A 12984-nucleotide genomic window follows, 5' to 3' on the forward strand; every position below is an offset into this window, starting at 1 on the left:
TTCAAATCTAAATAGATGAATAGTGTATTGAAATTAATGTTGGATATAATGGTGTGTATAGTTGAATTTATAGCTTACCGAATGTTTAATTCCATTCATCTACAGTAAATCTTCATCCACCTAAAATAGCCTAAAAAATCTTCTTCTTAGTTGGATATTTGTATCATAAATAACCCAAATAGTATTTAAACCTTAACCTATGAAGCTTGCTATTGTAACTGCTTATCCCCCAAGTAAAGTGACCTTAACCGAATACGGATACCACTTAGTAAAACATTTTAGACTCCAAAAAGAAGTAACAGAAATAATTTTAATTACCGACAAGACTGATGGAGAGAAAGATCTTAATTTTAATGAAGATGGATGTAAGATTACGGTAAAAGAATGTTGGAGTTTTAATGACTACACTAACCTATTTAAAATTAACCGTGTAATTACAGAAACTAAACCAGATGCAGTGCTTTTTAACTTACAGTTCTTAAAATTTGGAGATAAAAAGATACCAGCGGCACTTGGTTTAATGCTACCATTAATGTGCAAATTAAAGGGTATACCAACTATTTCGTTATTGCATAATATTTTGGAACAAGTAGATTTAGAAAATGCCGGTATTACTTCTAATAAATTGATGCAAAAGGTTTACGGCACAATTGGTAATATGTTGACCAGGTTTGTATTGGCTTCAGATGTTGTAGCGGTAACTATAAGTAAATATCAGACTATACTAGAAGACAAATATGTGTCTAGAAATGTAGCACTTATTCCACATGGTTCTTTTGAAACTCCGCCAGAACCTGTCTATAGATTGCCCATAGGACCAAAGAAAGTTATGGCTTTTGGAAAGTTTGGTACCTATAAAAAGGTAGAGATTATGATCGAGGCTATTGAATTGATTAGAAAACGTAGCAATGAGGATATTGAAATAGTAATTGCGGGTACAGATAGTCCCAATACCCCTGGTTATTTAGCTGGTATTAAAAAGAAATATGCGTATGTAGAACAATTACATTTTACAGGTTATGTTGCAGAAGAAGATGTACCGGTAATTTTTGGTGAAAGTGCCGTGGTTGTTTTTCCATATACATCTACAACGGGTAGTTCCGGTGTTCTTCACCAAGCTGGTAGTTACGGTAAAGCGGTTGCATTACCAGATTTGGGAGACTTAAGTATTTTGGTAAAGGAAGAAGGTTATAAAGGTGAATTTTTTGAACCTGAGAGTGCAGAATCTTTGGCAGATGCTATTGAAAATATTCTGGCACATGATTCATACAGAATCTATTTAGCTAAAGCAAATTACAGAGCAGCTTGTTCATTGCCTATGTCAGATATTACAAAAATGTATGTTGAGTATTTTAAAGTATTACAAATAGCAAAATTCAAAGGTTTCATTTTAGATGTACCTACGATAGAAAAAGAATTAACGGTATAAACTTTTTGGTTAGGTTTAGTGAAAGAGGGGGTAGTGTGGTTAGCTACTCCCTTTTTATTTATTTAAGATTAATTTCAAAACCAAATTCCATCTAAATTCTTACAATTATTTTTTTCATTTGCTACAACTATGGTAGTATGTAAATCAGTCAGTTATATTTTAATTAAATAAAATTATTTTGATTTTATTTTCATGATACTTACAATTTTAATAAAATAATACGTTATATGTAAGTTAAATCTTACTAGCGTAAAATCATGAAAATACTAACTATTGATGATCAACAACTGATTTTATTATCGGTTGAAAAGCGACTTACTGAATTAGGTTATGATGTAATGACAGCCAATTCGGGTAAAAAAGGTATAGAAATATATGATGCTTTTGAGCCAGATTTGGTTCTTGTAGATATAAATATGCCAGATATGTCTGGTCTTGATGTGGTTAAACACATTAAAGAGATTAATGATAAAAATACCCCTGTTTTAATAATGTCAGGTAATACTGATGAGACAATAATTATGGATGGCTTTACTTTGGGCATCGATGATTATATGAAAAAACCTGTGAGCTTATCTGAAATGGCAGCTCGTATTAAAAGGTTAATTGGCGCTCCTGTCGTTCAAGGAAGTGAAACAGTTTCTGGTAATGCTAGAATGCTCCAAAAAAACTGTGTTGGTGTTGTTATACCTTGTTATAACGAAGAAGAACGCCTTTTAGGTAAAGAGTTTAGAGATTTTGCACATAATAATCTAGGGTATCATCTATGTTTTGTAAACGATGGTAGTACAGATAAAACTTTAGAAGTTCTTGAAGAACTGAAAAAAGGAAACGAAAGCAATATTAGTATCTATAATTGCGAGAAAAATGGTGGTAAGGCCGAAGCTGTTCGCCAAGGTATGCTACACATGGCAAAAGATAGTCAACTAGACTATATAGGCTTTTTAGATGCCGATTTATCTACTGATTTTAGAGATTTTGATGATTTAGTGGAAACATTGGATCAATCTGATTTTAAAATAGTTAGTGGTTCTAGAATGAGTAGAATGGGAGCGGATATCACTAAAGAGTCTGCCCGAAAGATTATTAGTATGACTATTAATCTTATTATTAGAACCATTTTAAGAATGCCTTTTAATGATACACAATGTGGTGCAAAAGTTATGGACCGCTCAGTAGTTCCGTTACTTTTTGAAAAAAAATTCATAACGAAGTGGCTTTTTGATGTGGAGATGTTCATAAGGATGAGAAAGCATTATGGTAAAGTCGAAGCCAAAAAACTTATTTGTGAGCAACCGTTGAAACGTTGGATTCATGCAGATGGATCAAAACTATCAATGAAAGACTCTGTAAAGATTGTTGGTCAATTGGCAAAAATCGCCTATGTATACAGATAAATTAATTTCCCCCAAACCCCCGAAAACCCTATCAAAATCATGTCGGCAATAAGATTAGCAATTAAGCGAATTTCCCCTAAACAATTGTTTATGGGTAGTGCGTTGCTGGTAAATGGTGGTAATTATTTATATAATTTACTTTTAGGTAGACTTTTAGGTCCCGAAGCTTTTGCAGATGCGGCATTATTGGTAACCTTATTATTGGTGCTATCTTTTGTAGGCATGACATTTCAATTAGCGACTACAAAATTTGCGGTGCTATTTTCGGATGAAACTTGGGTGGCATTTAAGAATACCATGTATAGATATGCATTGGTATTTGGTGTCTTTACTGGTATTCTCGTACTCCTTTTTTCAAAAAATTTACAAGCGCTATTTAATACGCAGAATCATTATATGTTTATGATTTTTGCTGTCGCTATTCCCCTATACTTTGTTATGAGCGTTAATAGAGGAAGATTTCAGGGAAAGCATGATTTTAGAAAATTAGCGGGCACATACCAAACGGAAATGTGGAGTAGGTTACTGCTTACTTTTGCGTTATTATTATTGGTGCCCTTTGAACCGGGTGTTTTAATTGCTGTAGGTATCGCTGTGTCGTTTATTTTCGGTCTTTTTCCTTCAGATTTTAAGGGAGTTCAACTATTTTCTAAAAGTAAGTTGGCTTCTGTAGATTTAAGACAAGTCTGGATTTTTATTGGCCTAACTGCTGGTTATGAACTTACACAGATTATCATTAACAATAGTGATATTCTATTGGTAAAGCATTATTTCAATGACAAGGATGCGGGTTTATATTCATCTCTAGCATTAATTGGTAGAGTAGTGTATTTTGTAGCTTGGATGTTTGTAATGCTACTTATGCCAACTGTAATACAAAAACAAAAAGATGGCGAGCCAACGGCTCCGGTACTTTTTAAGTATGTGTTCTTTATTGGTGGCTTATCGACCTTTATAGTTTTTGTATGCTTTCTGTTTCCGAATTTGATCATTACGTTAATGTTCGGTGATGCCTATTTGTCTATTGCACATTTACTTTGGAAATATGCTTTGGCAACATCACTATTTGCAGTCTCTAATATTTTCGCATATTACTTTTTGTCATTGAATCAATATTCGCCTGTAATATTATCCGGTTTATTAGGGTTTTCTCAGGTGGCACTCATCATGCTTTATCACGATAATCTTGAAACCGTAGTTCACATGCAAATTATTGCCATGGTCATACTATTGGTGGCACAGTTACTATTTTTCATCATCAAGAATAAGAAAGATTCATCAGCCTTAAAAAAACAAAATAACCCTGTATACTAAAATTTAGTTCAAATGAAATTAGCAATCGTAACCGCCTATCCACCTAGTAAAGTAACTTTAACAGAGTACGGTTATTACTTGGTAAAACACTTTAGACTTCAAGAAGAAGTGACCGAATTAATTTTGATTACCGATCGAACCGATGAACCTAAAGATTTAAACTTTGAAGAAAACGGTTGTAAGATTACGGTAAAGGAATGTTGGAGCTTTAACAGCAACAGTAATATCTTTAGTATTAGCAAGACAATTTCGCAAACAAAGCCAGATGCCGTATTATTCAATCTTCAGTTTTTAAAATTCGGAGATAAGAAAATACCGGCGGCACTAGGGCTAATGCTTCCATTTATTTGCAAGTCTAAGGGTATACCAACTATATCACTTTTACATAATATTCTAGAACAGGTTGATTTAGAAAATGCAGGTTTTACTAAAAACAAGCTATTACAGAGTATCTATAATTTAATTGGTACAACGTTGACCAAATTTGTATTGGCGTCAAATATTCTTGCCGTTACTATAAGTAAATATGTGACAACGCTAGAAGATAAATATAAGGTTAAGAATGTAGCATTAATTCCGCATGGCGCTTTTGAAACTCCACCAGAGCCAGACTTTAAACTTCCGGCTGGTCCAAAAAAGGTGATGGCTTTCGGAAAATTTGGTACGTATAAAAAAGTAGAAATACTTATTGAAGCGGTTGAAGAAATTAGAGCAAGAACCAATGAAGATATAGAAATTGTAATTGCAGGTACAGATAGTCCAAATACGCCAGGTTACTTAGAAGAAATGAAACAAAAATATAGCCATGTACCTCAAATTAGATACACAGGTTATGTAGCAGAAGAAGATGTGCCTAAAATATTTGGAGAAAGCGCAGTTACTGTTTTTCCTTATACTTCTACTACGGGCAGTTCTGGTGTTTTGCACCAAGCTGGTAGCTATGGTAACGCTGTTGCCTTACCAGATTTAGGAGATCTTAGTGTTTTAGTAAAAGAGGAAGGCTATACCGGAGAGTTCTTTGATGCTCACAGTACTTCGTCTTTGGCAGATGCTATTGAAAAAATTATTACAGACGATGCCTATAGAATACAATTGGCAAAACAAAATTACAAAGCAGCTTGCTCTTTACCAATGTCTACAATTACGCAAATGTATATAGATTACTTTAAGGCAATCCAGAAATCAAAAGAAACTGGTTTCAATATTGATATATCAACTATGGAGAAGAAATTGGTTCATTAAGAATTGATATGGTTAGTATGAAAGGGCTGGTTTTTAACCAGCCTTTTTTATTTAAAATACTGATGTCCTTTACTTGAATTTGAGGTAAGTTTAAATAGAACTTGTTTCAATTATTCTATTTTTTTATCAATAATTCTGAGTATGCAGGTTTCTTATTGCCTAAGGTATCTAAGCAACCAAAGTAATGTTGTTTTTTAGTTTTCCAGGGTAGGCTACCTGCTACAGAGGTAGGTACTTTTTTAAAGTCATATAAAGTCCAAAACATATAGGGAATATTGTTATCCTTCAATATTGGTTGAATCTCTTTATAATAATCTCGTTGCCCCTCTTCATTTGCACCCTTATATAAGTTCCATGCGCCTTTGTAGGAAGACATACCATATTCTTGAAGCACTATAGGTTTGTCGCTTATTGCAGCTTTAAGCGTATCATGTGCTTTTTTAAAATCTTCGATATCCCTGTAATAGTGATAGGATACAAAATCAACTTTATCTCCAAGTTCTATAGCCGCTTCTGGTGAAGACCAACCTATGGAAACTGGGTGATTTTTATCCCATTTTTTTATATTCTCGATCATTTGTTCTAACCAAGACAAAACGCGTTGTTTTCCTCTAGAGTCGAAGTCTAAATCTGGTTCGTTTTTTATATCCCATCCTAATAGAGCGGGATGATCTTTTACAGCATTTACTATGCTTTCGGCATGTCTATGGGTAAGTGTCCAATTAGAAACGTCATAATCGCCATAGAAATCGAATAACGTAATTACTACGTCTAATTCATTTTTTGCTGCGGTATCTAATAAGGTTTTAAGAAGGTTGAGCTTTTTATAATCTACACGGTTTTTTCCGAAATCTTCATACTGTACAAATACACGAATCGTATTTAGACCCATATTCTGAATGATCTTAAAATCTAAATCAATTATACTATCGTTAAATCTTTTCCCGAAGGTATCCCATGGAGAATCTTTTGGATAGTAATTAATCCCTTTTATGTTTTCAATTTTTTTAAGTTTATCCTTTATATTTCTTGGTGCTATTGTAGCTGTATCTGCTGGTGCAGGTATTTCTTTTAAGTGTCTAATACGCCAAAAACCATCCTCTAAAAGCATCATTACTTGGTAGCTGGTAGTATCTTTTTCTTTGGTGAGTAGGGTTTCACCTTCATAAATTTCTTGGTATTCTTCAACATTATAATCTTTGAATACCACCATGGTGCCATCTGCGGTATAAAAATCTAAAGAAGAGTTATGGTTTAATGTAGTGCGCTTGTACCAGTGATTGTTCTTTTTATTTAAATCTATATTATCGTACAATCGTACCCTTGCGCTATCAGTATAAAAATCTTCTATACCGTAAGGATCATTTTTTTTATATGAGATATTACGAACATGCCAAGCATTCATATAATCGTTCGTGATTTCTCCTAAGGCTTGTTGCTCCATTTGGCGACCTGGATTATCCAAACTAGACCATTTTAAACTTGGCATATACACATCTTCCATTGGGACTTCTAAATGCAACATAGAAGTCTTGTCCGCACCTGTATTCATAAATGCCCACGCAGCCCCAATTCCATATAAGACAAGTGCGTTTATAGCTAAGAAAGTAACTATCAGCACAGTTCTGTATAATACCTTATTTAACTGTATCGCCATGTAAATTCTTTGTAAATTCTTTAGTAATACCTGCAGCCTTTATTTTTAATATATAATCGCCTTCTTTAAGAAAATGTTCGCCTAAGAAAATATTACAAACTCCGTTTTTGGTCGTTGTTTTCTTAGATGTTATAAAAACACCTTTCGTGTCATAAATATCTAATTTTAGTAAAAGACCATCAGGTATAAGCTGTTTCATAAAACTTTCAAACGGACCAATAGCTATATTTCTATTTCCTTTAGAAAAATGCACAGGATAATCTTTTATTGCCGCTTTAAAAGTGTATTCTGTTATATTACTCTCTGCTGCCCCTGTAACAAAAGCCTGTATTTCCCATTTCGATGCTTTATCTGGGTGTAAGGTCTTAGCTTCGGCAATACCATTAATAGTTGTGCCTATAGTGTATAAGTGAGCATTATTCTCATTTTTGATAACAAAGGTGACAAGTGTACCATTGGTAACCATATTTCCGAATTCATCTTTTATGATATCAGATGTAAATGTGATGATTTGATTGCCATCTGCAAAGTCATGTGCACTAGAGCTACTTATGGTAAAATCTGTAGCATTAGAAGGGTAGACGATGGTAGCAAGCTCCTTAGAGGTAACCCCGTTACATTCTGATGACACCAAAATTCTGCCTGATTCTAATGTTGACCTAACATTGTAAAAGGCATAAAAACTTTCGGTAATTATTTTTTGCTCTTCTATATTTTCTTGAAATTGATATTTAACGGTTACTTCCGTTCCGTCATCTAATGGGTTGTCATAAGCGTCTGTAGGTGATATGGTCAACATAGAAAAATCATTGTTACCTGCAGTTACACTTCGTGGTCCAAAGTAAGATTCTATATACGTGGCTTTTGGTGTATTCGTGGCAATATCAAACTTTCCCTCTCGTAAAGTATGACCATTTAGTAAAACCTTCCATCTACATGGACCCGCAATTCTTGTAAAGTTTTTTGGAATTTTAAAGATTACGAGTTGGTCTTCTGTATTTTCTGGTGATAAAATCGCGTTTCCGTAGGCATTCTTTATTTGTAATTTTAGATTTTCTTTGAGCGCATCCGTCTTGAAAGATAAGGAAACGGCATCGCCAGCCACACTAGAACTAATCTCGGAAACTGGCTCAATTTTAGGATAGTCAAATTCTTTTGGCTGTTCTTCTATTTTGTTAGAACAGCCAAATAATATAAGACTTAAAATGATTAAAATTTTAATGCGCATATTATTTAGGATTACCTATATAACTGTTTATTTCAAATTTTATAAACTCATAACCTTTTCCTTTAAAAGGTTGTGTTTGTTTCTTCTCATGTATAACCTTTCTATTGGGGAATATTTTATCAGCTATCGCTTTGTTTGGTGAGCCATTAACGAAACAATTTTCTAGACTACTGCTAATGATTTCTAGACTATCTAAGTCTAAAGGTTTATAATTAAAAAATTGCTTTCGCTGTATACGAACACCTTCGGTTACAAATTTATGATCTACCCAAAGTAGTTGGCTATTGGCATCGTAATAAGAAATTATTAATTGAGGTATGGTAACCTCTTGTACCCCAGAGTTAAATAAAACACCATTAAAACCCTGTTCGTTATATTCCAAATCTTGTAAAGCTACATGTTTGTATAAATCTGTATTAGCAGTGTTGCCAGCAGATTGCAAGTTGAACTTTGTTGGTTGCTCCTCAAAACTTACCGGTGTAAATTGATCTGGATCAAATGTTGGTGGCAAGGTATCTTTCGTAGAGGACCAAGCTATACCTTCAAAGTTTATTTTAAATGTGGTGGTTTCCTTAGGCATTAATTTATGCTTAATTTGATGCTTGGCATTGTAATTGGCCAGCTCTTTGTTATTGTCATTATACAACGTTGCTTTTATAACAATATCTGCCGGTGTATTATCCACATTTTGAAGCTCACCAATAATACTGTACTGCCCTTTGTATTTCACCAATTTAGCCGATAGAATTTCTAAAACGGGTTGCTTTAAAACATCTTCGTGATAGGTCTCTTGGGTAGTAATTTTTCTTCTGCCGTGGTTATAATAGGTTGTGCTATTAGCCGTAAAAAGCTGATCTGGCGGAATATCGTTATCAACTTTTGAAGATTTTAGATACCACTTATTTTTCCTTTTTATAAGCTCGTGATAGTCATTATTAAATACGTTTTCTAGCGGAGTAATCCATCGAGTGGCTACTTTTGCTTTTGCGCTATTTTCAGTTTCATCATAAATTTCAATTCCTAATGAATCTAGTTTTGCATACGAACTTAAAATACCATCAGTAACCGAAACCTCTAGCATATACTGTGCTATATCTATATTTTCTTCTGGGTCTAGATATGAATGAGCTCTAGAGAATTCCTTAAAATCCAATGCATCATAATAAGATTCCACCACATTGTTTGGAGATAGTTGCGTTACATTTTTTACATAAAAAATAAACATACCGTATCCCATGCATATAAGGATACCTAATGCCCACCAATGAGAGAAGGTTAAAAGCTTAGAAGGGAACTTTTTGTACGGTAATTCTAATTTCATGAACGAATGTTCAGGAACTTTTTTAGACTTTAATAACCGTATCCAAATCATTTGAATATTTACAAAAATGGCTATTAATACCGTAAGCAATGGTATTACGCCCCACATAATTTTCATGATGGTGGGTACATCTTGCTTAGGCATAATTTGGGGTATGGGAGCCACATTTAATTTCTCCCAAACCATAATGCCATTTTCTAATTGTTGTAATCTTTGCCAACCACAATAATAAAGTATGGGGTCATAGAATTTATCATTGGAGAAAATGTACTTTAAATTATATTTTTCTGGTACGGTTAAAAACTGCTGCAATGAACCAATACCTTCTACACCTCTAAATTTGGAGTTTTCTATGCGTTCTATGGCTCTTGTGGTAAGTTCGGGTAATCTACGTGCAGAGTGATAATTTCCATCAACTGTCATTGCCCCAGTTTGCGCAGAAAGCCAAGCCATTTGATCACCAAAACCCAAGGGAAGATAACGCCAAGAATCATGAGAATCTGCTCCTAAAAAGTTAACTATGGGTAGCATTTTTATTTTTGCAGGTTGAGAGGGTCTAAAATATCCTAAGGTCATGGTAAAGAGAACCATAAACAGCATTCCTCCGGCAATTAATCCGCCTAATACCCTATGATATACTCCTCCGAATTTTGTTTGTATTAAGGTTTTTAAATCACCTTCTACCATTCTGTAGGCAAATTCAGCAAATATGGGAAGTGCCATAATGGTAGCCCATAATGTAAATCTATCTAAGGTTAGGATATTAAAAGCCATTTCACCTAACATTAAACGCGGAATAGGGGTAGTGCCACCAGTTCCTAATATGGTTAATAGTGCAAAAGATAAACCGAAGAACACATATCTTTTACTAAAATATCTGTAAAAGAAATAGGGTATGATAAACAGAAATACTCCCCACGGAATTATAAAAAATACGAGCCCAGATGAAGTTATTTCCAAGAAATTATCCCGAGATCCATGAGGTATGGCAACTTGGGTAATAGGGTTTCTTTTTGAGTTGTACCAATAAGGAAAAATACAGAATATTAATAAAAATATTGCCGTACCACCAAATTTGGCAATTCGCCAAAAGTGCTGAAGGGTAGTAGCCCAAAATACTTTAAATGTAAGCGCTTTATATGATGCTACTTTTTCTCTAGCTGCATCCATAACTGCCATACCCATTAATGGAGCTATAAAAAATACCATTCCAAATAGGGGAGTAACATGATGAGATGTAACCGTTACCGCTAACATAGTTGCCGATGTAATGAAATATCTAGTTTTACCTGTTTTGATATACAGGTATATTTCTGTCATGGCATGAAGTAATATAGATAATGCCGAAATACTGGGTAACTGCCCAAAAATATGTAGTGTTTCTACAAACGTGGATGAAAAAACGGCCATTACAGCACCGTAACCTGCTATTCTACGACTACCAGTCATTAATAGGGTAAACCTATAAGCGCCTGTTATAAACAATACAATGGCAATTAATGCAACTGTATACATTCCAAATTTTAGACCACCTATGTAAGAAAGTATGCCAATGAGTTGATGCACTAATGGCGGATAAGATTGTACCGTAAAACCTGTGTACCATCTATATTCCCATGGATCAAACCAACTATTGGCATAATGGTCGGCGAAAAATAAATGGATTAATGCGTCATAGGTTGATTCTAACGTAAAGAATATAGCAGAACCATGGAAAGCTAGCCCTACAATTAAAGCTAATATTAAGAGGGTGTTGGTTTTTTTTTCCAAAGTTTATATTAGAATCAAATTCTACCTAAAGGTATTAAATATATGAGATGGAGATTACAATTAAAAGCGAACGTTTAATATTTTAATAATAGAATACCTACAATACCGCGAGCTGTAATTTTGAAATCTTCAAATAGTTTATGTCAAATCTTTTAAAAAGTAAAAGTTTTCAAAATATATACTGTCTTAATAATCAAATTATAAAGGTCAATAGAAATGAAAAGAGGTTGGTATAAGCAAGTCTCCATTTTTATATGAATTTATTTTTGTAAGAAAATATATCGATACAAAGATATGCTTATTGTTTATTTTCTAGGCAATGAGCCACCGAACTAATAAAACCATTCGTCTACAGAAAAACGTTAGTCATCTTTTCGGGTCCAAAATCAACGTATCTGAAAAGTACTTTTACGGCATAACTATATAAAGTAACCAAAAACTAACTAAAATCTTACCTATGAAAATCTTAGCCATAGATGACCAAAAATTAATTTTACTATCTGTTGAAAAACGATTATCAGAATTAGGTTATGAAGTAAAGACAGCGAATTCAATTGAAACAGGTATTAGATTGTTCGATTCATTTAAACCAGACTTGGTTTTATTAGATATGAATATGCCAGAAATGTGTGGAACAGAATTGGTTTCATGTACGGGTACAGAAGTGGTTAAATACATTCGTGTATTTATGAGAAATGATACACCTATTTTAGTAATGTCCGGTAATACCGATGAGGCTCTTATCATGAAAAATTTTGATTTAGGGGTTAATGATTACATGAAAAAACCGGTAAGTCTAGATGAAATGGCTGCTAGAATAAAGAGAATTATTGGAGCTCCAGAAAATAAGGCGGGAACTACCACAACAATATCTGACACACGCATGTTGCAGAAAAATTGTGTGGGAGTTGTAATTCCATGTTATAATGAAGAGACAAGACTATCAAGTGAAGAGTTTAAAAACTTCGCCCATAAAAATTTAGGCTACCATCTATGTTTTGTAAATGATGGAAGTACAGATAATACCATGGCTGTACTACAGAAACTACAAAAAGAAAATCCTTCTAATATAAGTATCTACAATTGCGAACAAAATGGAGGTAAGGCAGAAGCGGTACGTCAAGGAATACTTAATCTCGTTAAAGATGAGCAATTTGATTATATAGGATTTTTAGATGCAGATTTATCTACCGATTTTAGAGATTTCGATGATTTGGTAAAAACAATTGAGCAATCGGACTTTAAAATAGTAAGCGGTTCTCGTATCTCAAGAATGGGAGCAAATATTACAAAAGAGTCAGCCCGTAAGGTAATTAGTATGACTATTAATTTTATTATCCAAACCATTTTAGGGATGCCATTTAAAGACACACAATGTGGTGCCAAGGTAATGGACCGTGAAGTTGCTTCTAAAATGTTCAATAAAAAATTTGTTACCAAATGGCTATTTGATGTGGAACTTTTTATGAGAATGAAAAAGTATTTTGGTAAAACAGAGGTAAAGAGCATGATTTGTGAGCAACCGTTAAAAAGATGGATACATGCAGATGGTTCTAAACTATCTATGAAAGACTCCGTTAAAATTGTTGGTCAACTAGCTCAAATAGCAGTTCATTATAGGTAATG

Annotated in this window: 8 protein-coding genes; 5 read left to right on the top strand and 3 right to left on the bottom strand. The window is 33.8% G+C overall.

Translation table 11 applies throughout. The annotated features are described in order from the left end of the window. The first annotated feature begins 199 nt into the window (after positions 1-199). The 4 genes from BM296_RS10095 to BM296_RS10110 all read left to right on the top strand — a co-directional run bounded on the left by BM296_RS10095 (position 200) and on the right by BM296_RS10110 (position 5382). Entirely contained in the window at positions 200-1429 is a 1230-nt protein-coding gene (locus BM296_RS10095) for a glycosyltransferase (RefSeq protein WP_091902874.1), read from the top strand. Positions 1430-1686: 257 nt separating this feature from the next. Further along, positions 1687-2826: a response regulator gene (locus tag BM296_RS10100; protein ID WP_091902875.1), complete on the top strand. Its 1140-nt coding sequence runs from the start codon at positions 1687-1689 to the stop codon at positions 2824-2826. 39 nt (positions 2827-2865) lie between these two features. Beyond that, positions 2866-4140 (top strand): MATE family efflux transporter, encoded by a 1275-nt coding sequence (locus tag BM296_RS10105; protein ID WP_091902876.1) that lies wholly within the window; start codon positions 2866-2868, stop codon positions 4138-4140. A gap of 12 nt (positions 4141-4152) precedes the next feature. Then, entirely contained in the window at positions 4153-5382 is a 1230-nt protein-coding gene (locus tag BM296_RS10110) for a glycosyltransferase (protein WP_091902877.1), read from the top strand. Positions 5383-5497: 115 nt separating this feature from the next. Here the strand turns inward: BM296_RS10110 and BM296_RS10115 are convergent, their stop codons facing one another. The 3 genes from BM296_RS10115 to BM296_RS10125 are packed head-to-tail and all read right to left on the bottom strand — an operon-like array spanning position 5498 to position 11358. Beyond that, a complete protein-coding gene (locus BM296_RS10115) occupies positions 5498-7039 on the bottom strand; it encodes a glycoside hydrolase family 2 TIM barrel-domain containing protein (RefSeq protein ID WP_091902878.1) in 1542 nt (513 codons plus the stop codon). Next, on the bottom strand, positions 7020-8267 hold the full coding sequence (locus BM296_RS10120) for a hypothetical protein (RefSeq protein WP_091902879.1): 1248 nt from the start codon (positions 8265-8267) through the stop codon (positions 7020-7022). The genes BM296_RS10115 and BM296_RS10120 overlap by 20 nt, the downstream gene beginning before the upstream one ends. 1 nt (position 8268) lies before the next feature. Continuing rightward, entirely contained in the window at positions 8269-11358 is a 3090-nt protein-coding gene (locus BM296_RS10125) for a putative glycosyltransferase family protein (protein WP_091902880.1), read from the bottom strand. 457 nt (positions 11359-11815) lie between these two features. Between BM296_RS10125 and BM296_RS10130 the strand changes: the two genes are divergently transcribed. Continuing rightward, positions 11816-12982, top strand: coding sequence for a glycosyltransferase (locus BM296_RS10130; RefSeq protein WP_091902881.1), 1167 nt, complete (start codon positions 11816-11818; stop codon positions 12980-12982). Positions 12983-12984: the final 2 nt, after the last annotated feature.

Source organism: Maribacter stanieri (assembly GCF_900112245.1).
GTDB lineage: Bacteria > Bacteroidota > Bacteroidia > Flavobacteriales > Flavobacteriaceae > Maribacter > Maribacter stanieri.

Excerpts from the sequence above, each read along its gene's own strand:
- BM296_RS10095 (WP_091902874.1), top strand. The coding sequence starts at position 200 with ATGAAGCTTGCTATTGTAACTGCTTATCCCCCAAGTAAAGTGACCTTA.
- BM296_RS10100 (WP_091902875.1), top strand. The coding sequence starts at position 1,687 with ATGAAAATACTAACTATTGATGATCAACAACTGATTTTATTATCGGTT.
- BM296_RS10105 (WP_091902876.1), top strand. The coding sequence starts at position 2,866 with ATGTCGGCAATAAGATTAGCAATTAAGCGAATTTCCCCTAAACAATTG.
- BM296_RS10110 (WP_091902877.1), top strand. The coding sequence starts at position 4,153 with ATGAAATTAGCAATCGTAACCGCCTATCCACCTAGTAAAGTAACTTTA.
- BM296_RS10115 (WP_091902878.1), bottom strand. The coding sequence starts at position 7,039 with ATGGCGATACAGTTAAATAAGGTATTATACAGAACTGTGCTGATAGTT.
- BM296_RS10120 (WP_091902879.1), bottom strand. The coding sequence starts at position 8,267 with ATGCGCATTAAAATTTTAATCATTTTAAGTCTTATATTATTTGGCTGT.
- BM296_RS10130 (WP_091902881.1), top strand. The coding sequence starts at position 11,816 with ATGAAAATCTTAGCCATAGATGACCAAAAATTAATTTTACTATCTGTT.